The organism is Staphylococcus simulans, from assembly GCF_003043455.1.
Taxonomy (GTDB): Bacteria; Bacillota; Bacilli; order Staphylococcales; family Staphylococcaceae; genus Staphylococcus; species Staphylococcus simulans_A.
On sequence record NZ_PZGG01000044.1, the window covers coordinates 1 to 21,224 of the forward strand.

21 protein-coding genes are annotated in these 21,224 nt (G+C 35.2%); 14 read left to right on the forward strand and 7 right to left on the reverse strand.

The genetic code is table 11. The annotated features are described in order from the left end of the window. Nucleotides 1-241 (reverse strand): hypothetical protein (locus BU038_RS12555; protein WP_206749394.1); only part of this gene is annotated, 241 nt, incomplete at its 3' end. A gap of 149 nt (nucleotides 242-390) precedes the next feature. On the opposite strand from BU038_RS12555, the gene opp3b reads away from it, so the two are divergent. Genes opp3b through BU038_RS08580 form a run of 5 tightly spaced genes read left to right on the forward strand, consistent with a single transcriptional unit; the run spans nucleotide 391 to nucleotide 6,062 of the window. After that, a complete protein-coding gene (gene opp3b, locus BU038_RS08560) occupies nucleotides 391-1,320 on the forward strand; it encodes an oligopeptide ABC transporter permease (protein ID WP_107605675.1) in 930 nt (309 codons plus the stop codon). Beyond that, entirely contained in the window at nucleotides 1,317-2,357 is a 1,041-nt protein-coding gene (gene opp3C, locus BU038_RS08565; protein ID WP_107605676.1) for an oligopeptide ABC transporter permease, read from the forward strand. Before opp3b ends, opp3C begins: the two co-directional genes overlap by 4 nt. Nucleotides 2,358-2,375: 18 nt before the next feature. Next, nucleotides 2,376-3,458: an ABC transporter ATP-binding protein gene (locus BU038_RS08570; protein ID WP_107605677.1), complete on the forward strand. Its 1,083-nt coding sequence runs from the start codon at nucleotides 2,376-2,378 to the stop codon at nucleotides 3,456-3,458. Beyond that, nucleotides 3,455-4,393 carry an ABC transporter ATP-binding protein gene (locus BU038_RS08575; RefSeq protein WP_107605678.1) on the forward strand — a complete coding sequence of 313 codons (939 nt, stop codon included), beginning with the start codon at nucleotides 3,455-3,457 and terminating at the stop codon, nucleotides 4,391-4,393. The genes BU038_RS08570 and BU038_RS08575 overlap by 4 nt, the downstream gene beginning before the upstream one ends. A 46-nt stretch (nucleotides 4,394-4,439) precedes the next feature. Then, nucleotides 4,440-6,062 (forward strand): peptide ABC transporter substrate-binding protein, encoded by a 1,623-nt coding sequence (locus BU038_RS08580; protein ID WP_107605679.1) that lies wholly within the window; start codon nucleotides 4,440-4,442, stop codon nucleotides 6,060-6,062. Between the two features lie 104 nt (nucleotides 6,063-6,166). On the opposite strand, the gene trpS is transcribed toward BU038_RS08580, so the two are convergent. Then, nucleotides 6,167-7,162, reverse strand: a complete 996-nt coding sequence (gene trpS, locus BU038_RS08585) for a tryptophan--tRNA ligase (RefSeq protein ID WP_002481950.1) — start codon at nucleotides 7,160-7,162, stop codon at nucleotides 6,167-6,169. 424 nt (nucleotides 7,163-7,586) lie between these two features. Between trpS and spxA the strand changes: the two genes are divergently transcribed. The 3 genes from spxA to pepF all read left to right on the forward strand — a co-directional run bounded on the left by spxA (nucleotide 7,587) and on the right by pepF (nucleotide 11,031). Then, nucleotides 7,587-7,985: a transcriptional regulator SpxA gene (spxA, locus tag BU038_RS08590; RefSeq protein ID WP_002481951.1), complete on the forward strand. Its 399-nt coding sequence runs from the start codon at nucleotides 7,587-7,589 to the stop codon at nucleotides 7,983-7,985. A 313-nt stretch (nucleotides 7,986-8,298) separates the two neighbouring features. Next, nucleotides 8,299-9,018: an adaptor protein MecA gene (gene mecA / locus BU038_RS08595; RefSeq protein WP_002481952.1), complete on the forward strand. Its 720-nt coding sequence runs from the start codon at nucleotides 8,299-8,301 to the stop codon at nucleotides 9,016-9,018. 204 nt (nucleotides 9,019-9,222) lie between these two features. After that, complete coding sequence (gene pepF / locus BU038_RS08600) at nucleotides 9,223-11,031, forward strand: oligoendopeptidase F (RefSeq protein WP_107605680.1); 1,809 nt, start codon at nucleotides 9,223-9,225, stop codon at nucleotides 11,029-11,031. Nucleotides 11,032-11,369: 338 nt separating this feature from the next. Here pepF and BU038_RS08605 read toward each other — a convergent pair whose 3' ends face one another. The 5 genes from BU038_RS08605 to BU038_RS08625 all read right to left on the reverse strand — a co-directional run bounded on the left by BU038_RS08605 (nucleotide 11,370) and on the right by BU038_RS08625 (nucleotide 14,968). Then, nucleotides 11,370-11,699 carry a hypothetical protein gene (locus BU038_RS08605; protein ID WP_107605681.1) on the reverse strand — a complete coding sequence of 110 codons (330 nt, stop codon included), beginning with the start codon at nucleotides 11,697-11,699 and terminating at the stop codon, nucleotides 11,370-11,372. Nucleotides 11,700-11,717: 18 nt separating this feature from the next. Further along, nucleotides 11,718-12,884, reverse strand: coding sequence for a C47 family peptidase (locus BU038_RS08610; protein WP_107605682.1), 1,167 nt, complete (start codon nucleotides 12,882-12,884; stop codon nucleotides 11,718-11,720). Nucleotides 12,885-13,120: 236 nt separating this feature from the next. Further along, nucleotides 13,121-13,906, reverse strand: a complete 786-nt coding sequence (gene yjbH, locus BU038_RS08615; RefSeq protein ID WP_107605683.1) for a protease adaptor protein YjbH — start codon at nucleotides 13,904-13,906, stop codon at nucleotides 13,121-13,123. 15 nt (nucleotides 13,907-13,921) lie between these two features. Beyond that, nucleotides 13,922-14,293: a truncated hemoglobin YjbI gene (locus BU038_RS08620; RefSeq protein WP_107605684.1), complete on the reverse strand. Its 372-nt coding sequence runs from the start codon at nucleotides 14,291-14,293 to the stop codon at nucleotides 13,922-13,924. Nucleotides 14,294-14,395: 102 nt separating this feature from the next. Then, nucleotides 14,396-14,968 carry a CYTH domain-containing protein gene (locus BU038_RS08625; RefSeq protein WP_107605685.1) on the reverse strand — a complete coding sequence of 191 codons (573 nt, stop codon included), beginning with the start codon at nucleotides 14,966-14,968 and terminating at the stop codon, nucleotides 14,396-14,398. Nucleotides 14,969-15,120: 152 nt separating this feature from the next. Here BU038_RS08625 and BU038_RS08630 point away from each other — a divergent pair, with 152 nt between their 5' ends. From BU038_RS08630 to BU038_RS08655, 6 genes are read left to right on the forward strand one after another with little or no spacing between them, the layout of a single operon-like run. After that, nucleotides 15,121-15,468 carry a hypothetical protein gene (locus BU038_RS08630; RefSeq protein ID WP_002480403.1) on the forward strand — a complete coding sequence of 116 codons (348 nt, stop codon included), beginning with the start codon at nucleotides 15,121-15,123 and terminating at the stop codon, nucleotides 15,466-15,468. Between the two features lie 16 nt (nucleotides 15,469-15,484). Beyond that, the gene (locus BU038_RS08635) at nucleotides 15,485-16,120 is read left to right on the forward strand and encodes a GTP pyrophosphokinase (RefSeq protein ID WP_107605686.1); all 636 of its coding nucleotides are present in this window, start codon (nucleotides 15,485-15,487) and stop codon (nucleotides 16,118-16,120) included. Between the two features lie 8 nt (nucleotides 16,121-16,128). Continuing rightward, nucleotides 16,129-16,938, forward strand: a complete 810-nt coding sequence (locus BU038_RS08640; protein ID WP_107605687.1) for an NAD kinase — start codon at nucleotides 16,129-16,131, stop codon at nucleotides 16,936-16,938. Further along, nucleotides 16,935-17,813, forward strand: coding sequence for an RluA family pseudouridine synthase (locus BU038_RS08645; protein ID WP_107605688.1), 879 nt, complete (start codon nucleotides 16,935-16,937; stop codon nucleotides 17,811-17,813). The genes BU038_RS08640 and BU038_RS08645 overlap by 4 nt, the downstream gene beginning before the upstream one ends. A 20-nt stretch (nucleotides 17,814-17,833) precedes the next feature. Next, the gene (gene mgtE, locus BU038_RS08650; protein WP_107605689.1) at nucleotides 17,834-19,216 is read left to right on the forward strand and encodes a magnesium transporter; all 1,383 of its coding nucleotides are present in this window, start codon (nucleotides 17,834-17,836) and stop codon (nucleotides 19,214-19,216) included. Between the two features lie 10 nt (nucleotides 19,217-19,226). Continuing rightward, complete coding sequence (locus BU038_RS08655; RefSeq protein ID WP_107605690.1) at nucleotides 19,227-21,089, forward strand: monovalent cation:proton antiporter family protein; 1,863 nt, start codon at nucleotides 19,227-19,229, stop codon at nucleotides 21,087-21,089. The last annotated feature ends 135 nt before the right edge of the window (nucleotides 21,090-21,224 follow it).

The window sequence follows — 21,224 nt, forward strand, 5'->3', positions numbered from 1 at the left end:
AAGCAGTAGTTTTAGACTGGTTATTTTTACTAAGTTTTGAAGTCAAGCGACGAAAATCGTAATTAAAAATATGTAGAGAAATATTAAAAACCAATGGTTTAATAAGAAGTAAAACAAATAATAAAAATGAAACTACGAATAAAAAAGAAGTAAGTGGTTCATTAAAATAGACAAACAAGCTAATCAAAATATATCCGATAAAAATAACGGAAATTATAACTTTATATATATTTGGATGCAAAGCCAAGCCACCTCTTTGGTATGATATGCAATTATTATAGTGAATTTTTGTTACTAATGAAATAAAAAACTTTATTGCACTAAACCAAGAAAGTGGGTATAATACGCTTATCAAAAGATTCAGAAAATACAAGCGAGAGAGTGAACAACATGATTAAGTATATACTACAAAGAATCGGCTTTATGGCCATCACGCTTTTTTTAATTATGTCTATCACATTTTTCTTAATGAAACTGATGCCAGGATCTCCATTTAACGATGAAAAGTTAAGTGCTACGCAGAAGGCAATCATTAATGAAAAATATGGTTTGAACGATAGTCTGCCTGTTCAATATGTACATTATTTAGGGAAAGTCATCAGAGGAGATTTCGGAGTATCGTTTCAATATGACAATAAAGAGGTCTGGTCTCTTATTCAACCGCGATTAGGGCCTTCAATGGAAATCGGTTTATATGCCATGATTGTTGCTGTCATATTCGGTATCTTATTCGGATTGATTTCAGCATTTAAAAAGAATACTTGGATTGACTATACATCTACTGTCATTACAGTATTTGCCATCTCAGTACCGGCATTCGTACTTGCTGTATTGCTGCAATATTTCTTAGCAGTAAAATTAGCAATTTTCCCAGTTAGCGGATGGACGTCATTAGAGTCTGCTGTATTACCAACTGCTTCATTAGGACTAGGATTGATAGCAGTTATAGCAAGATATATCAGATCAGAAATGATAGAAGTGTTGAGTTCTGATTATATTTTATTAGCAAGAGCTAAAGGCTTATCAGAACCGAGAATTTTATTTGTGCATGCGTTACGTAATACATTAATTCCACTTGTAACAGTTGCAATCCCAATGTTAGCCAGCGTTTTAACAGGAACGCTTACAATTGAAACAATTTTTGCTATTCCAGGTATTGGTGATCAGTTTGTAAGATCAATTCAAACTAATGATTACCCAGTTATTATGGCATTAACATTATTATTTAGTTTCTTATTTGTCGTTTCAATTTTTGTTGTAGATATCCTTTACGGCATTATCGATCCACGAATCAGAACACAAGGAGGAAAAGAATCATGACGCAATTATCATCAGAGACTAAGTCATCAAATGAACTAAAGCGTGTTGATTTATCGAAGTTCAGATTCAGATCGATTGATGTGAACGATATTGAGAAAAATGAAAGAGAGTATCATTCGACAGCTAAGCATGTCTGGTTGCAAATTCGTAAAAACAAAGCAGCTTTTTACGGCATGATCGGTTTAGTCATATTAGTATTATTTGCATTAATAGGACCTTTAGTTAGTTCATATACATATTATGAACAAGATACAAATAGTGCCAATTTACCGCCTAAAATTCAAGGGTTGGATAAAGTGTCGTTTTTACCATTCGACGGTAAAGACGCGAGCGGTCGCGATTTATATGCCGAACAACATGTTGAAAAGTATCATTGGTTCGGCACAGATAATTTAGGTCGTGATATTTGGACGAGAACATGGAAAGGTACACAAATTTCAATATTTATCGGTTTGGTGGCAGCCTTTATGGATGTCACTATCGGGGTAACCTATGGGGCGATATCAGGTTATATAGGTGGTAAAACGGATTTATTCTTACAACGTTTAATTGAGATATTAAGCTCGATCCCTAACTTGATTGTCTTAATTTTGTTTGTACTTATTTTTGAACCGTCGATATGGACCATCATTTTAGCTATGAGTGTTACAGGTTGGATTGGTATGAGTCGTATTACACGTGGTCAATTTATGAAATTAAAAAATGAAGAGTTTGTATTAGCTGCACGCTCTTTAGGGGTTTCGAATTTAAAAATTATTTTCAAACATATTTTACCTAATGCGACAGGAGCTATCATTGTAACTTCTATGTTCACAGTGCCGAGTGCAATTTTCTTCGAAGCATTTTTAAGCTTTATCGGACTTGGTATCCCAGCACCACAAGCTTCTTTAGGTTCTCTTGTGAATACTGGTAGAAAGTTCTTATTAACATTCCCGTATCAATTGTTTATTCCGGCGATTGTTTTAAGTTTATTAATACTTTGTTTCTATTTGTTTAGTGACGGAATTCGAGATGCATTTGATCCTAAATCAGAATAAACATCAGGAGTGTAACATATGAATAAGATATTAGAAATCAAGAATTTATATATAGATTTTCATTTAGACAATGGCGTTGTACAAGCCGTTCGTAATGTAAGCTTGGATTTAGAAGAAGGAGAAACATTGGCGATTGTAGGGGAGTCGGGCTCTGGTAAATCTGTATTGACAAAGGCTATTACAAAGTTATTGCCGCCAAGAATAGCCAAAATCAAAGAAGGCAGCGTTATTTTTGAAAATAAAAACCTTGTTGATTTATCTAATAAAGAGTTGCAATCAATCAGAGGTAAAGAAATATCAATGATTTTCCAAGATCCTATGACAGCATTGAATCCAACAATGAAAATCGGAAAACAAATTACCGAATTATTAAAAGTGCATAAAGGGATAGGACATAGTGAAGCGAAACAAGAGGCAATCAAAGTACTTGAAAGCGTAGGTGTACCAAATGCGGCAAAACTATTTAACTATTATCCGCATCAATTCTCAGGTGGACAACGCCAACGTATATTTATTGCAATGGCACTGATATTAGACCCTAAAATTATCATTGCAGATGAACCAACAACGGCTTTAGATGTATCGGTTCAAGCGAAAATATTAGAGCTGTTTAAAGCTTTGCAGAAAGAATATAAAACTTCCATTATCTTTATTACACATGACTTAGGTGTCGTTGCAAATGTTGCGGATAAAGTAGCAGTCATGTATGCAGGTGAAATTGTAGAATACGGTACGGTGAATGAAATATTCTATGATCCAAAACATCCGTATACTTGGGGATTATTAGGTTCAATGCCGCACTTGGAAACTGATAAATCTGTTAAGTTAGCTTCTATTCCAGGTTCACCGCCAGATTTAATGTTTCCGCCGGTTGGTGATGCATTTGCAAGAAGAAGTGATTATGCAATGGATATTGATTTTGAACAAGCACCACCGACGTATCAATTCAGTGAAACACATTACGCTAAATCATGGTTATATCATGAGGCAACACCTGCATTTGAAATACCAGATGCAGTTAAATTGTTGAATGAAGAGTTTGAAGAAGAGACTTTTGAAAAACCTTTACTTCTTCAAGTAGAGGAGGAACGTAAAGCATGACAGAGCCTATTTTAGAAGTGAAACATGTCAAAAAATATTTTAATATCGGTAAACCAAATGAAGTGAGAGCAGTAGATGATGTCAGCTTAACAGTTTTCAAAGGTGAGACTTTCGGACTTGTTGGAGAATCAGGTTGTGGTAAATCAACGTTAGGCAGAACGATTATGCATCTATATCAAGCAACAGATGGTGAAATTATCTTTGAAGGCAAAGACTCTCAAAAAATAAAATCTCGAAAAGAGAAATTGGAATTTACACAGAACGTCCAAATGATTTTCCAAGATCCTTATGCTTCTTTGAATCCTAGATTTAAAATCATCGATATTATTTCTGAAGGATTAGATGTACAAAAGCTGCATCAATCAAAAGAAGAAAGAAAACAACGTGTTTTTGAACTGCTTGAATTAGTAGGTCTTAATAAAGAAAGTGCATATCGTTATCCACATGAATTTTCTGGTGGTCAACGTCAACGTATCGGTATTGCAAGAGCTCTTGCAGTAAATCCGAAACTTATTATTGCTGATGAACCGATTTCAGCCTTAGACGTTTCTATTCAAGCGCAAGTGGTTAACTTACTTCAAGAGCTTCAAGAAAGTATGGGATTGACGATTTTGTTTATCGCCCATGATTTATCAATGGTTAAATATATTTCAGACCGTATCGGTGTGATGTATAAAGGTAAAATCGTCGAACTCGGCGATGTGGAAGAAATCTATAAAAATCCATTACATCCTTACACAAAATCTTTATTGTCAGCTATTCCAATTTCAAATCCGAATATTGAACGTCAAAGACAAATCATCGAGTATCATCCTGAAGATGACAGTAATACTGGTTTCAAACGTTCTGAAGCGTTGAAATTATATGAAGTGAAAGATAAACATTTTGTTTATTGTACTGAAGAAAAAGCAAAAGCATTAGCACAACAACTCTAGTATATTAATTCATTAATATAAATTACATCAGAAAGAAGGAAACAACATGAATAAGAAAGCTAAGATAGCTACTGGTATTCTGTCATCACTTTTAGTATTGACAGCATGTTCTAGTGGTGGAGGCAACGCAGGTAAAGACGAAAAGACATTAAAAATCGCGGAATCAGCAGATATCCCGACACTAGACCCATCAAAAGCGACTGACGCTGTTGCATTCACACAATTCGAGCAAATCTATGAAGGCCTTTATAAAGTAGGTAAAGGAGACGAAATTGTTCCTGCACTTGCGAAAGGTGAACCTAAAAAATCAGATGATGGTAAAACATGGACAATTAAACTTCGTGACGATGCTAAATGGTCTAATGGCGATCCTGTTACAGCTGATGACTTCGTTTACTCATGGCGCAGAACTGTAAATAAAGACACAGCAGCTGAATATGCTTACATGTTCGAAAACATTAAAAATGCTAAAGAAATTACTGAAGGTAAGAAAAAAGTAGAAGAACTTGGTGTTCAAGCAGTAGATAAACACACATTGAAAATTGAATTGGTTAAAGACTTACCATACATGAAAGCTTTATTAGCATTTGGTAGTTATTTACCTCAAAATGAAAAATTCGTCAAAGACCATGAGAAAAACTATGGTACAACTGACAAAGATGTTATCTTTAACGGTCCATTCAAATTGGAAAACTGGAAAAACGAAGATTCTTGGGACTTAGTTAAAAACGATAAATATTACAACAAAGATAAAATCAAATTAGAAAAAGTTCACTATAAAGTTGTTAAAGAAGCGCAAACAGCAGTGAATATGTTTGAATCTAAAGATTTAGATTATGTAAGAAGCTTAACACCTGAAAACATCAAAAAATATAACGGCAACAAAAACTATAAAACAACACCTGAATCAGCAGTCTTTTTCTTAAGAGTCAACGAAACTAAGAATAAAGACTTAGCAAATGAAAACTTAAGAAAAGCCATTGCGAAATCAATCGATAGAGAAACGTTTGTTAAAAAATTATTAGATAACGGTTCTGCAGCGACTGATAAATTAACAGCAAAAGGTATTGTTAAAGAAGATGGCCGCGATTACACTGATGGCGTTAAATCATCTTTAAGCTATGATGCTAAAGAAGCAAAAGCTTACTATGAAAAAGCGAAAAAAGAATTAGGTAAAGATAAATTCGAAATCGAATTCTTAACTTATGACAAAGACAATGCGATCACTGAAACAGAATTCATGAAAGCACAAATCGAGAAAAACTTACCTGGCGTGACTTTGAAAATCAAACAATTACCATTTAAACAAAAATTAAAAGTAGAATCTGAGAAAAACTATGACATTTCATATGCAGGTTGGGCTCCTGACTATCCAGATCCAACAACATTCTTAGATTTATTCAAAAAAGACAGTCCACACAACCAAACTGGTTATGCTAGCGATGAATATGATGGCTTATTAGAAAAAGCTAACTCTGATGCAGCACTTAAAAATCCTGCAGAACGTTTAAAAACTTTACAACAAGCAGAAGATAAAGTGTTAGAAAGCGGTAACGTTGTACCATTGTATCAACGTGGTTTAGCTCAACTTTTAAGAACTAATGTTAAAGGACTAGAAAATCACCAAATAGGTCCTGATTACAGCTTAGATAAAGTAGAATTGAAATAATTGAACAATTAAAGTTTAGCACTGTTACTTTTTGTAATGGTGCTTTTCTTATGCAATAAAAAAACAAGCACTCAACTAAGAGTACTTGCATAATAAGCTACTATTTATCTTTTACGTTTACGACCTAAGCCCATCGCATTTTCCATTTTTTGTAATGTACGTGAAGAAGCTTTAATAGCTTTATCTCTTCCAAGGTCTAAGATTTCATCTAGTTTGTCTGAATGGTAGTAATCGTTATAGCGTTCTTGGAATTCTGTTAAGAAGTTTTTAACGACTTCTGCTAAATCACCTTTAAAGTCGCCATAACCTTTACCTTCGTATCTTTTTTCAAGGTCTGAGAATGATTCATCAGTAAGACTTGAATAAATAGATAATAAGTTACTGATACCTGGTTTATTATCTTTGTCGTATTTAATGATACCGTCCGAGTCAGTTACAGCACTTTTGATTTTTTTAGCGGCTGTATTTGGGTTATCTAATAAAGAGATGTAGTTTTTCGTATTATCATCACTTTTACTCATTTTTTTAGTAGGGTCTTGAAGACTCATGACACGACCACCGATTTTCGGCATACGCACTTCTGGTTTCACTAAAACATCGTTGTAGCGGCTGTTGAAGCGGTCTACAAGATTTCTAGTTAATTCAAGATGTTGTTTTTGGTCTTCACCGACAGGTACGATATTTGTATTGTATAGAACAATATCCGCTGCCATAAGTGGTGGATACGTTAAAAGACCAGCAGGAATACCTTCTGTTTGTTTAGATGACTTATCTTTGAATTGTGTCATACGTTCTAATTCGCCTACAGAAGAAATAGTTGTCAGCATCCATCCTGCTTGAACGTGTGCAGGAACCTCTGATTGAATAAATAATGTTGATTTTTCTGGGTCGATTCCTGATGCTAAGTAAATTGCGGCTAATTGACGGATACGCTCACGCAATTTCAGTCTGTCCTGCGGTACTGTAATCGCATGTTGATCTACGATGCAGAAGAAACAATTATAATCATCTTGGACTTCACTGAATTGTTTAAGTGCACCGATGTAGTTGCCTAATGTTGGAATTCCACTTGGTTGAATTCCTGAAAATAGAGTTTCCATTTAAGATGCCCACTTTCTTACGTAATATAGTAATGGTTTCATTATAGCAGTATTTTAAATATTTGTAATGTGTGTTAAAATATAGATGTAGTTAAATTTTTAACCTCATATCCGTGTGGCATTTTATATTCAAAATATTGAGGAGCTATCGTCATTTTAGCTGTTCAATCTCAAGAATTCGGTATGTTTTAAATTTTCTATAAATAATCCCTTTTTTCTCATTTAATTTTAATGTTGAAAGGGTATACTTTAATCATAGAGTTAAGAGAAGGAAATTTTAACGTGTAGACAAAGTTTAAGTTTAAAGGTAACACAAGTTATTTGGACATAGATGAGTACTGCGTTTTGATTTTTAGCTAAATTCCTTAACTAAATCAACAAAATCAATGAATTTTAATTCATGATAAATAGGAGAGTGAGATGTATGGTAACACTATTCACATCACCAAGCTGCACATCTTGCCGTAAAGCGAAAGCATGGTTACAAGAACATGACATTCCGTATACGGAGCGTAACATTTTTTCAGAACACTTAACAATTGATGAAATTAAACAAATCTTAAAAATGACAGAAGACGGAACAGACGAAATTATTTCAACTCGTTCTAAAACATATCAAAAACTAAACGTGGACATTGATTCATTACCACTACAAGAATTATATACAATTATCCAAGATAACCCAGGCTTATTACGCCGTCCGATTATCTTAGATGAAAAACGTTTACAAGTTGGTTATAACGAAGATGAAATTCGTCGTTTCTTACCAAGAAAAGTGCGTACGTTCCAATTACAAGAAGCGCAACGTATGGTAGACTTATAGGATTTAAAATCCAACTAAATGAATGTGAGGGGCTGCAGTGCAAAAGTACTGTGGCTTTTTGCATGTATAAATAAAAAGATCAACTACTGATATAAGTAGTTTTTATAGAGTGTTTTGAGGGAATATGTTATTATAATAGGCCAACGGTAAGCAGTTATGCCTTTATAAACAAATAAATTGTAATTTGCACACCGTTTTTATACAATATGGGTACTATTCTAGGTTGTCGACAAAGTAGACGCTGCCTAGACTCTAGAAAAGTTTGTCTAAAGTCTAGATATTGCTATTCATCGACTGTAAGGAGTGAGATGATATGAGAATAGAGCGCGTAGATGATACAACTGTTAAACTTTTCATAACGTATGGTGACATTGAAGCAAGAGGTTTCAAAAGAGAAGACTTATGGACAAACCGTCAACGTGGTGAAGAATTCTTCTGGTCAATGATGGAAGAAATCAATGAAGAAGAAGACTTTGTAGTTGAAGGTCCATTATGGATTCAAGTACATGCTTTTGAAAAAGGTGTGGAAGTCACTATTTCTAAATCTAAGAATGAAGAAATGATGAACTTAAATGATGATAGTATGAACAGCGAATTCGATCGTCAATTAAACGAATTGCTTGAACAGACTTTCGAAGAAGAACATGAAGAAGCTGAACAAAAACAGCAATCACGTTCAAATCGCTCTCAAGCAAGAGATCGTTTCCAACAACCACGTCGTACTAATGGTCGTTTAGTCATTGTTAAATTTGAAGATTTAGAATCTGTCATTGATTATGCACATCACCATAATCAACCAACTGACGACTTTGAAGACTTATTATATATGTTGAATAACGAATATTATTATGCAATTCATTTTGATGACAGCGTAGTAGAAGAAACAATCAATGACTTCTACAGTCAATTGTTAGAATTCGCAACACCAAGTGATCATTCTGAAGTTTATTTAAATGACTACGGTAAAATCATTATGAGTCATAATGTAACTGCACAAGTACGTCGTTTCTTTAATGATACTACAGAAGCATAATATAAATTTGAATTGATTAACCTGTCCTTGTTGGACAGGTTTTTTCTATTTCCCCGGAAATAAAATCACAATGATTAGTCAAAAGATGTCTTTTGGATTTGTATTGATTCTTCTATACAAGTGAATAGAGGTAATGACGTGCAAAATAAACGAAATAATGAGAAAATCTAAGTATTGATATTAGCATTAGAGGAGGCTTTTTTTATGAGTCAACAATTAACACGAGAACAACAAGAGCAAAAATATCCTGAGTATACTTGGGATCTAACAACAATCTTTGAAAGCGATGAAGCATTTGAAGAAGCGTTTAAAGAAGTAGAAGGCTATTTAGGTGCTGAAGAAAAATTCAAAGGCCACTTAGCTGATAGTGCTGAAACACTTTATGAAGCGTTAGCTTTAGAAGATAAAATTGAAACTGAACTTGAAAAGGTCTATGTCTATGCACACTTAAAACAAGACCAAGATACAGGTAATGATAAATATACTGGCTATGAAGCACGTGCGCATCAACTTGCGATTAAATTAAGCTCAAGCTGGAGTTTCTTAGTACCTGAAATCTTACAAATCGATGAAGAGACAATTCAAAAATTCATCGATGAAAATAAAGACCTAGAACGTTATGCCTTTGATTTAAAATTAATCAATGAAGAACGTCCTCATGTCTTAAGTGCAGATAAAGAAAAATTATTAACAGAAGCACAAGATGCTTTATCAACACCATCTAACGTATATGGTATGTTTAGTAACGCAGATTTAGAATTTGAAGATGCGGTAGATAAAGATGGCAATAAACATCCATTAACACAAGGTACATTTATTAAATATTTAGAATCAGATGATCGTGAATTACGTCGTTCAGCATTCAGAAACTTATACAAAGCTTACGGTGCTTACAACAACACTTTAGCTGCGACATTAACAGGTGAAGTGAAAAAACATGTGTTCAATGCGCGTACACATAACTATAAAACTGCACGTGAAAAAGCTTTAAGCAACAACCATATCCCTGAAGCAGTTTATGACAACTTAGTTAAAACAGTACACAAATATCTACCATTATTACATCGCTATACACAATTACGTAAAGATGTTTTAGGTTTAGAAGATATGAAAATGTATGACCTATACACACCATTAGTAAAAGATATCAAATTCGATATGCCTTATGACGAGGCGGTAGAATGGATGCTGAAAGCTTTAGAACCAATGGGTGAAGAGTATTTAGATGTTGTTAAAGAAGGATTGAATAACCGTTGGGTCGACGTGTATGAAAATAAAGGTAAACGTTCAGGCGGTTACTCTTCAGGTGCACATTTAACAAATCCATTCATCTTATTGAACTGGTCAGATACAATCTCAGATTTATTTACATTGATTCATGAATTTGGTCACTCAACACACAGTTACTTCAGTAGAAAATTCCAACCATCTAACCATAGTGATTACTCAATCTTCGTCGCAGAAGTAGCTTCTACAACAAATGAAGCATTATTAAGTGACTATATGGAAAAACACTTGGACGATGAACGTAGACTATTATTGTTGAACCAAGAGTTAGAACGTTTCCGTGCGACTTTATTCCGTCAAACAATGTTCGCTGAGTTCGAACATAAAATTCACCAAATTGAAGAAGCAGGGGAACCATTAACTGCGAACCGTATGAATGAAGAATATGCGAAATTAAATCGTGAATACTTCGGTGATATTGTAGAAACTGATGAAGATATCAGTAAAGAATGGTCACGTATTCCGCACTTCTATATGAACTATTATGTTTACCAATATGCGACTGGTTACAGTGCAGCACAAAGTTTAAGTTATCAAATCTTACATGAAGGTAAACCTGCAGTAGATCGTTATATCAATGAATTCTTGAAAAAAGGAAGCTCTAATTATCCAATTGAAATCTTGAAAAATGCAGGTGTAGATATGACAACACCTGAACCAATTGAACAAGCATGTAAAATGTTTGAAGAAAAATTAGATGAATTTGAAAAGTTAATCAAAGCGTAAAGTTTGTGAAATCGTTTACAATATGACAAGTTTGTGACAAAAACGTTTTCATGGGTTAACCGCCTTGAAATAGGGTTTGGCAGGTGGTATATTATGACCATGAAATTAATCACATAACAAACATACCCCTTTGTTTGAAGTGAAAAATTTCTCCCATCCCCTTTGTTTAGCGCCGTGTATTCAGACACGGCGTTTTTTTATGCTTAAATTTAAAGAGTATTTTAGTTTTATTGATACATATAGAAAAAGTGCCGGCAGTCATGGTAGGGGTTACCATGAAACTGCCGGCACTTTATTTATTGTGCGATAGGTGTAGAGAGATGTTTTTTAGATAAGGATTATCCTTTTTCTAAAATATAAGGCTGAGAACTGCCCATACGACCAACATTAATCACTTGATAGCTGACGTGTTGTAAATCTTTTTTCTTGAGACAAATGACAAAATCTGAGTCAGATGTCGGCGTTAAGGCGATTTCGTCATCTGTCGTACTGATAGATTTAATTTCATAGACATCTTCTAATGTGCTCGGGATTGAATAAAGTATACGTATATCTAAAGAGAGTGTATCATCTTGACTTAGCCACTCTCCTTGGAAATGATTTAACAGCGTTTCTTCTGAATCAGATAACGAGTTGAGATATTTCACATTAATACTAGTTGTTTCCATATTAGCTATCCGTCCTTTTTAGAAACCAACAACAGAACCGTACCAGTGGTAATGGTCACCATTAGACACAGGAATCACGTTACTGTCTGCTGGTTGTAATGAATAATCACGATCCCAAGGATTCCAGAATACAATGACTTGTTGATTATCTGCAGTCACTGCGTTACCTACAACTGCCATTGCATGTCCGGCATGCATGCCTTGAGTCGCTTCGATTTGTTTTCCTAGTATTGCTATACCCTTATTATCCTTAGTATATTGGTCTACCATGTTAAAACTTGGCATTCCGTTATAATAAGATGTATTTTTACCTTGAGCACGGCCATATTGAATCATTTCATCTGCAGTCAAACCAGTGAATTGGAAAGCTTGACCAGATAATCCAGGGTGGATTTGATGCATAACATCTCGTGCTCTATATTGGCTTGTATTTTTAGTAGCGTTTAATAATGCAGCCATTGTATAACCTGCACACCAACCATTGTTGCCTTGTTGTTCACGAATTTGGAAGTTAGGCAGTAAGTTGACATATTTAGTCGCTACACTGCTATGTGTCGCTTCTGTTTGTGTCGCATTAACTGTTTGTTTTAATTCTAAATTTGGAACTGCAGGTGTTGACGGTTTTGTTTTATCATCTGGTAATTTTGTTTGCATGACTAAATCTAAACGTTTGTCATGTTCGATATAGTAACCGTCTTTATTTGTGAAAATTGTAATAGGGGTATTGTTTTGGCGATATTGATTTAATTCGTCAGAGATGAATTTTGAGATACGCACACTGTAGTTGGCATTATTTTTATTGGCGTGTACGTCATTTTCACTCTTAGGCGTTACAGTGAGGATATATTTGATTGTGTCGCCTTGCATAACAGGGTAGTAGAAGTTGCCATCCTCTTGGCCATTGAATTTGTAGATTTTAAAGGAGTGACCGAGTTTGAATTCTCCGTTATTACCGGAACGATCAATTTGAGAAAGGGCTTGTGCATAACTTGAGAAGTGTTGTTTCGCTTCTTGTTTTGCTTGACCCGGAACATCGGTATTATCAACTTTAATTTTAAGTGAATCGGATGAAGCATTTGCGGTAGGCTCTTGTTGAGTGACGTATGACAATGCACCGCTGATGACCATGATGGCTGCAAGCAGCAACATGGAAGCAGTTTTGAAAAATGTTTTTGCTGTATTCAATTGCTATTCCTCCATTCAATAAAATTGATTTGTGAAATATCTCATTTTTAATATAACACAAAAGAATTTAAAAAATAGGGTAGTTTTTAAGTATTTGATATTACTATCGTTATTTAGTTTGTGATAAGAACAATTGATAATTTTATTAAATGAAAACAATTGAATATGATAGGATTGCGCGAGTTTAAATAAAATAAAAAACACTTGCCGCAATGACAAGTGTTTCATCTCAGTTATTATTTGGCTTTCCAGAATTCTCCTTCTGGACTGCTTAATTTTTCAATTTTTTGTTGTAAAGCTAGTTTTTTCAATTCCTTTTGCAGCAATTTTTTTGGCCACTCATAAATCGTCAGCAACTCTTCAAGTGTGACAAATTGCTGTTCTTGAATATATGTTTCAAGTTTAGGCGGTAATTCCTTTTCTATTGGTGTGCCCATTAATTCATTAATGATATAAGTATATATGTGATAAGGATATAAGCCTTCGACTTTTAAACCTTCCTCAGTTACATCTTCATTGAAAAAGACAAGTGAAGGTGCTTGATCGACTTCCATTTCTCTCGCAATATGCAAGTCGACTTTCAGACTTTCAGTGAGCTTTCCACTCTTCAAATCTTCTTTGAATACGTCATAATCCAAACCTGCATTCTTCGCAGACGCTTCAATCATATTTTCAGTGATAATATCACGTTTTGGTATAATTTCATTCTGCATTAAATGAATAAAGCGTTCTGCACGTGCACGCCCTTGAAGTTCAGCAGCTTTATATGCTAATGCGATATTGTCGCTTTCAGAACTACTTTGTGCTTGGCACTTTGTCAGTATTCGTAAGGATGGGTTTAATATATGACGAATACGGATATATTGTTTATATTCAACTCTTAATTTAGATAGTATTGCGGATAGTTTAAAACAATCTTCATCAAATGGATCGAAGAAAGAATAAATTTCTATCTTGCTCACAGGTGAAAGGTTCGTTTCATCTTGTCTATGATTACATATTAACTTTAACTCTTCAGACATCTCATTCACCTACAATTAATTTTCAGAATTAACCATATGATTTGCGGTCAATCGCAATCTTTCATATAGGTATTCATCAACACCCGCAGGCAGTTCTGCATGTTGAATCGCTTTATTCATATTTTCTAACCAGGCATCTCGTTCATAGGTTGTTATGCGAAAATCCATATGTCTCATTTTTAACATCGGATGACCATGTTCTTCAGTATAAAGCGCTGGGCCTCCAAGAAACTGCGTTAAAAATTGCTTTTGTTTTCGACTGGTTTCCGCAAAATCACCAGGGAAGAGGTGGTTGATTCTTTCATCTTGTTCAACAAGTGAATAAAAGTAATCTATCATGCGATATAGACGTTCTTGGCCTATTACTTCGTAAGGTGTCAAAGCCATTTTCTCACCCTGTTTCTTTAATATATATCTAATATAACATGAATTTTTACAATTAAAAGTAATACGACTTTTGACTGAGTGCTACCGAATTGTGCTTAATGATTATTTGTTTTTCACTTCAAAAAAGCGAGCGACTTTATTTTTAGGAATATACGATTGAATATTGAAATCTTGTAAGATTTCTTGGAACTTCTTTAAACCTTCTTCGGGTTGCTCTACTTCGAATTCTAACTCGAAATCCTCAGTACCAAGATATTCGCTATGATCTAGCACAAGTAGTCCTTCAGTGATTTCTGTCTCCATACGGTGTGTTGTTAAAGCTCCTAAGACATAGAGTTGCGTCACTTCAACACCTGCTTCTTGTAAGACAGAATGAATTGGATCCGGCAGGTTATCAGGTGTAAGATGCATATCTTGTTTAGGTACGACTTGTGTCATGTGATTATATTCAGTCAAACCTACTTTGGCAGGTACTTTTAAAGTCATTTCATACGTATCATCAATTTCACGAATTCTGAGTGCCATCAATCGTTCAGCTAAAGCAAAGTCAGGTGTATCGATATAATGATTTTTTTGCGTAAAAGGTTTCATTGTATTAAAATATCTATTTCTTAATGCTTCGTATTGATTATGTGTCAGTAGTTGTTTATATTCGATTTCTTGATTAATAGTCATGCGTTCACCTCTGTGACTATATATTATGGACGATTTGAAATCTATTTGAAAGTATTTCAAATTATGTGCGCCGAGACAAAGCATTTAGGTTGTGTAATGAGTGATGTACATATGTTAAAATAAGTAGGAATAACACAAGGAGGATTTAGGTTATGCGTATTTATGTGAACGAAATAAAAGTGAAAGATGATGGCATTTATTGCTATACAGATAAATCGACAGAAGGGTTGACTGAAGCAGGGCAAATGCTGGTTGATAGCGACAATTACGGGTTTGCTCATATCCTTGACGATGGACAATCCTATTCCTATCTTATCTTTGTGCAAGAGACTTGGTCGATGCTTCATGAAAATAAGGGGAAAGCTATTTATGTGAATGACGATTTAAAATTAGAACAATTTGACCAAGAATTAGATTATATCTTAAGTAATATCAAAGGGAACTCAAACTATGGTAAGGATTTTGTGGCAGAAGTCGAAAAAACGTTTGAGTTAGAGTGAAGCGGAGTGAATCGCAATGAATCAATGGGATCGATTTTTAGCACCTTACAGACAAGCAGTTGAAGAGCTTAAAGTGAAATTAAGAGGTTTGCGTAAAATTTATGATTTAGAAGCCGATGCGTCGCCAATCGAATTTGTGACGGGACGTGTAAAACCGTTAACGAGTATTATCGAAAAAGCGACTGAGCGTGATATATCATTTGATCGTCTGCATGAAGAAATGTATGACATCGCAGGTTTGCGTATTATGTGCCAATTTGTGGATGATATACCGGTTGTCGTCAATCTGCTTAGACAACGTAGGGACTTTAAAGTTGTAGAAGAAAGAGATTATATTAACAATACAAAAGAAAGCGGCTATCGTTCATATCATGTGATTATCCAGTATCCGATTGAAACGTTGGATGGGCAACGTGCGATATTGGCTGAAATTCAAATCAGAACGTTAGCAATGAATTTTTGGGCGACCATTGAACATACATTACGTTATAAATACGATGGAGACTATCCTCCTGAAATTCAAAAACGCTTAGAAAATGCGGCAGAAGCTGCTTTTTCACTAGATGAAGAGATGTCTGAAATCAAAGATGAAATACAAGAAGCACAACGTTACTATTCTAAAAAACGTGCGAAAAAACATAATCAAGAGTGAGGTGCTTTATGCGTTATTATATCGTGTCTAAAGGGGACCACAAGTCAAACAGCATCAAAGAAAATATGGAAGCACAAATGGAAGCAAACAATATGATTAAAGATGTCGATAAACCTGAAATTGTCATTTCTGTCGGCGGAGATGGAACCTTATTAGAAGCCTTCCATCAATATTGTCATCGTGTGAATGAAACTGCATTTGTCGGTGTACATACAGGACATTTAGGATTTTATGCAGACTGGTTGCCGCATGAAGTAGATAAGTTAATAGAAGAAATTGCGGATGGAGATTACGAAGTCATTCAGTATCCTTTAATCGATATTATTGTGAATTACAACGATGATAAAGAACCCTCACATCATATCGCACTGAATGAAGCAACAATGAAAACTGAAGATAATACAACACTTGTAGCTGATGTTAATTTACGTGGCCAGCACTTTGAAAGATTTAGAGGAGATGGTTTATGTATTTCCACTCCTTCAGGGTCAACAGCCTACAACAAAGCACTTGGCGGCGCTTTGATTCATCCTTCATTGCGCGCCATTCAATTGACTGAAATTGCATCAATCAATAACCGTGTGTTCCGTACAGTCGGTTCGCCGATTGTCATGCCAGAACATCATTATTGTCTCATTACACCTGTAGATCAACGTGTGATTATGACATCAATCGACCACGTTACCACGAAACATCATAATGTAGAAAGTATTGAATATCGTGTGGCTAAACAACGTGTGCGTTTTGCACGTTTCAGACCATTTCCATTTTGGAAACGTGTCCACGATTCATTTATTTCTGACGGCAGAGACGAATGAAATTTCACTATGTCATAGAAACACCGGTTTTATTAAGAACCTTTTTACAAGAACAATTTTATTCAAAGAAAATGATAAGTGCCATTAAACAAAATGGCGCTTTACTTGTAAATAAGCAACCTGTGACGGTACGTAAACAAATGACAGAAGGCGATATATTAGAAGTTATATTGCCAGATGAGAAGCCGAGTGAAAATTTAATCTATTATCATGCACCTTTAGATATCTTATATGAAGATAGTTATTACTTAGCCGTTTCTAAACCTGCACATCAAAATTGTGCACCGTCTAGAGAGCATCCGCATGAGAGTTTAATAGAACAAGTATTGGCATATTTAAATCCGAATGACAGTCGAACGATTGTCGTACCGCATATTGTGACACGATTAGACCGTAATACACAGGGCATTGTATTGTTTTCCAAACATGGACATTTTCATCACAGAATGTCTGACGTTAAAATGGAGAAAATTTATCAATGTATTTGTTTTGGAGTTTTGTCAGGAGCAGGCGATATCATTGCGCCAATTGCACGTACATCTGACAGCATTATTGAACGTCAAGTCAGTGAAACAGGTAAGTATGCGAAAACGGGTTATCAACCCCTTTCAACAAGTGACCATTATACCTTGAGTCGTGTACAGCTGCACACAGGCCGAACCCATCAAATCCGTGTGCATTTTCAATATATAGGCCATCCGCTTGTCGGGGATAGTTTATATGGCGGTACGCATTCATCTGTACAAGGACAAGCACTCGTGTGTACAGACTTAAAATTTATACACCCTGTGACACATAAACCGGTAATTTTAAAGGATAAAGTAAGGCAAACAGCACTTGAGGACCTTTTTCAACAGCTTTGTAGAGAGAGTTAAGAAGTAAGGAGGAGGCCAAATTGGCAAAAGAAGATGATAAATTTGTAGATGATCATGAAGTTTATAACAAAGACTTATTAGATCAATTACTAATGGATAATGATATTGATGCATTCAGAGAAGAATTCTTATCGATGCACACGTATGAACAAAGTGAGTTTTTCGAAGACAGTGATGATGAAATCAGACAAAAAATGTATCATCTCTTGTCACCGAATGAAGTGGCGAGTTTCTTCGATCAACTTGAGTTAGATGATGATGAATATAATGAACTTTTTGAACAAATGAAAGCCAGTTATGCAGCACATATTTTAGAAGACATGTCTTATGATAATGCTGTAGATATCATGAGCCATTTGACGAAAAGTAAAGTCGCAACGTTATTAGCATTAATGGATCAGCAAGATGCGAAAGAAATCAAAGCCTTGCTGCATTATGAAGAAGATACTGCCGGCGGTATCATGACTACGGAGTATATTTCTTTAAAGACAACTACACCTGTTAAAGAAGCATTGATGCTCGTTAAAGAACAAGCACCTGATGCTGAGACGATTTATGTCATCTTTGCAGTGGATGATGATAAACATCTCGTTGGTGTCTTATCTCTGCGTGATTTAATCGTCGCAGAAAACGATGATTATATCGAAGATATTATGAGTAATCGTGTTGTTAGTGTCAACGTCGCAGATGACCAAGAAGATGTTGCGCAAAGAATGCGTGACTACGACTTTATCGCGATGCCGGTTGTAGATTATCAAGATCATTTACTGGGTATTATCACAATTGATGATATCGTCGATGTTATCGATGAAGAGGCATTGGAAGACTACTCTGGTTTAGCCGGTGTTTCTGACATTGATTCAACAGACGATTCAATTTTTAAAACAGCTAAAAAACGTCTGCCTTGGTTGCTCATTTTGACGTTTTTAGGTATGATAACTGCAACTATATTAGGGTCATTCGAAGAAACATTAGAAAAAGTCGCATTACTTGCGGCCTTTATTCCGATTATCAGCGGGATGTCAGGTAACTCGGGGACACAATCCCTAGCGGTGTCTGTACGTAATATTACGACTGGCGAGATTGAAAACCAAAGCAAGTTTAAAGTCACGCTTAAAGAAGCGGGTTCTGGCTTTTTATCTGGTTTAGTCTGTGCAACCGTACTCTTTACTATTATTGTAATTTTATACGGCACACCGTTATTAGCACTGATTGTAGGTGGCAGTTTAACAATTGCGATGACAGTCGGTACAATGATGGGTTCAATCATTCCATTGATAATGACGAAACTGAAAATCGACCCTGCTGTAGCTAGTGGTCCATTTATCACAACAATCAATGATATTATCAGTATGTTAATTTATTTCGGATTAGCTACATCATTTATGTCATATCTCACATAAGGAGGGACACATGGAATTTGTATCACTCGTCATTGTTGTCATGGCAGCGTTTTTAACGCCGATTATTGTCAACAGACTTAATATCAATTTTCTACCTGTTGTTGTGGCGGAAATTTTAATGGGGTTAATCATCGGTCAATCCGGTTTCCATTTAGTAGAACGCGACAACATCTTGAATATTTTATCAACACTAGGTTTTATTTTCTTAATGTTTTTAAGCGGTTTAGAAATTGATTTCAATGCGTTCAAAAGCGATAAAAATGAGCCTGAAAAAGCTAAAAATAAGAAACAAAAGAAAGCACCGGGTCATTTACAGTTATCATTATTTGTATTCTCACTGATTATGATTGTTTCAATCATTTTAGCTTATGCATTTAAATGGTTCGGTTTAATTGATGATGTATTACTCATGATTATCATCATTTCAACGATTTCATTAGGTGTGGTTGTACCAACACTGAAAGAAATGAATATCATGCGTACAACAATCGGACAGTTTATCTTGTTAACAGCTGTATTAGCTGACTTAGTCACGATGATTTTATTAACCGTTTATGGTGCAATCAACGCTAAAGGCGGAGGCACACTTTGGTTAATTTCGATTTTAATCGTCTTTACCATTATTTTCTATTTCCTTGGCGGTATCTTCAAAAAGGCACAATTCCTTCAAAAACTGATGGATGGTACAACGCAAATCGGTATCCGTGCAGTTTTCGCATTGATTATCTTATTAGTTGCATTAGCAGAAGGGGTAGGTGCTGAAAACATTTTAGGTGCCTTCTTAGCAGGAGTGATTGTATCACTGCTTGGCCCTGATGAAGATATGGTAGAAAAACTGGATTCATTTGGTTATGGTTTCTTTATTCCTATCTTCTTTATCATGGTAGGTGTGGATTTGAATATTCCATCACTGATTAAAGAACCATCAATTTTAATCATAATTCCAGTGTTAATCATCGCATTCTTAGTATCTAAGATTATTCCCGTCTATGCGATTAGACCATGGTTTGATCAGAAAACGACATTATCTTCTGCATTTTTACTGACGTCTACGTTATCGTTAGTCATCGCAGCAGCTAAAATCGCAGAGCAGCTACATACGATTACACCAGAAATCTCTGGGATTTTAATCCTGAGTGCTGTTATTACGTGTGTATTCGTACCGATTGTCTTTAAGAAGACTTTCCCAATGCCGACTGAAGCGACACGTCGTATTAATGTCAGCCTGATTGGTAAGAACCAATTAACGATACCAATTGCACAGAACTTGATGTCTGATTTATATGCGATTACCTTGTATTATCGTAAAGATTTAAGTGATAAGCGTAATTTATCAAATGACATTACCACAGTTGAAATTGCAGATTATGATGAAGCAATTCTTGAAAAGCTTGGACTCTTTGATAGTGATATTGTAGTGTGTTCAACGAATGAAGATACATTGAACTATAAAGTCGCACAAATGGCGAAAGAACACGGAGTCAGCCGTGTGATCTGCCGCTTCGAAGAGGGCGGAGAAACTGAAGCAGAATTACGTCAATCAGGCGTTGAAATCTTCAGCAGTTTCTTAAGTAATAAGATTTTACTGACAGGTTTAATTGAAACACCGAACATGTTGAACTTGTTAAGTAACGTTGAAACATCATTATATGAAATTCAAATGCTTAACTATAAATTCGACAATATTCAATTACGTAACTTCCCATTCGATGGCGATATTATCTTCGTACGTATTGTGCGTGATAATGAATCAATCGTACCGCATGGTGATACGATGTTACGTTACGGTGACCGTTTGATTGTGACAGGTTCGAAAGAATATGTAGATGAATTGAAACGAGATTTAGAATACTATTCACTTGGTTCAATTTAAACTTAAAAGGGCTGGGACATAAATCCAGTCTCAAATAAAAGCAGAGGAAAATCTTTAATGATTTTCCTCGTCTGTTCACATAAAATACTCATCTTATTTCAACAACATAAAGACCTCACGTATAATTAGAGAATA

What these genes read in the sequence shown, in the direction of transcription:
- opp3C (WP_107605676.1), top strand. Translation starts at nt 1,317, where the DNA reads ATGACGCAATTATCATCAGAGACTAAGTCATCAAATGAACTAAAGCGT.
- BU038_RS08635 (WP_107605686.1), top strand. Translation starts at nt 15,485, where the DNA reads ATGAATCAATGGGATCGATTTTTAGCACCTTACAGACAAGCAGTTGAA.
- BU038_RS08630 (WP_002480403.1), top strand. Translation starts at nt 15,121, where the DNA reads ATGCGTATTTATGTGAACGAAATAAAAGTGAAAGATGATGGCATTTAT.
- BU038_RS08620 (WP_107605684.1), bottom strand. Translation starts at nt 14,293, where the DNA reads ATGGCTTTGACACCTTACGAAGTAATAGGCCAAGAACGTCTATATCGC.
- BU038_RS08625 (WP_107605685.1), bottom strand. Translation starts at nt 14,968, where the DNA reads ATGACTATTAATCAAGAAATCGAATATAAACAACTACTGACACATAAT.
- mecA (WP_002481952.1), top strand. Translation starts at nt 8,299, where the DNA reads ATGAGAATAGAGCGCGTAGATGATACAACTGTTAAACTTTTCATAACG.
- BU038_RS08575 (WP_107605678.1), top strand. Translation starts at nt 3,455, where the DNA reads ATGACAGAGCCTATTTTAGAAGTGAAACATGTCAAAAAATATTTTAAT.
- BU038_RS08570 (WP_107605677.1), top strand. Translation starts at nt 2,376, where the DNA reads ATGAATAAGATATTAGAAATCAAGAATTTATATATAGATTTTCATTTA.
- trpS (WP_002481950.1), bottom strand. Translation starts at nt 7,162, where the DNA reads ATGGAAACTCTATTTTCAGGAATTCAACCAAGTGGAATTCCAACATTA.
- BU038_RS08640 (WP_107605687.1), top strand. Translation starts at nt 16,129, where the DNA reads ATGCGTTATTATATCGTGTCTAAAGGGGACCACAAGTCAAACAGCATC.
- opp3b (WP_107605675.1), top strand. Translation starts at nt 391, where the DNA reads ATGATTAAGTATATACTACAAAGAATCGGCTTTATGGCCATCACGCTT.
- spxA (WP_002481951.1), top strand. Translation starts at nt 7,587, where the DNA reads ATGGTAACACTATTCACATCACCAAGCTGCACATCTTGCCGTAAAGCG.
- pepF (WP_107605680.1), top strand. Translation starts at nt 9,223, where the DNA reads ATGAGTCAACAATTAACACGAGAACAACAAGAGCAAAAATATCCTGAG.
- BU038_RS08645 (WP_107605688.1), top strand. Translation starts at nt 16,935, where the DNA reads ATGAAATTTCACTATGTCATAGAAACACCGGTTTTATTAAGAACCTTT.
- BU038_RS08580 (WP_107605679.1), top strand. Translation starts at nt 4,440, where the DNA reads ATGAATAAGAAAGCTAAGATAGCTACTGGTATTCTGTCATCACTTTTA.
- yjbH (WP_107605683.1), bottom strand. Translation starts at nt 13,906, where the DNA reads ATGTCTGAAGAGTTAAAGTTAATATGTAATCATAGACAAGATGAAACG.
- BU038_RS08605 (WP_107605681.1), bottom strand. Translation starts at nt 11,699, where the DNA reads ATGGAAACAACTAGTATTAATGTGAAATATCTCAACTCGTTATCTGAT.
- BU038_RS08655 (WP_107605690.1), top strand. Translation starts at nt 19,227, where the DNA reads ATGGAATTTGTATCACTCGTCATTGTTGTCATGGCAGCGTTTTTAACG.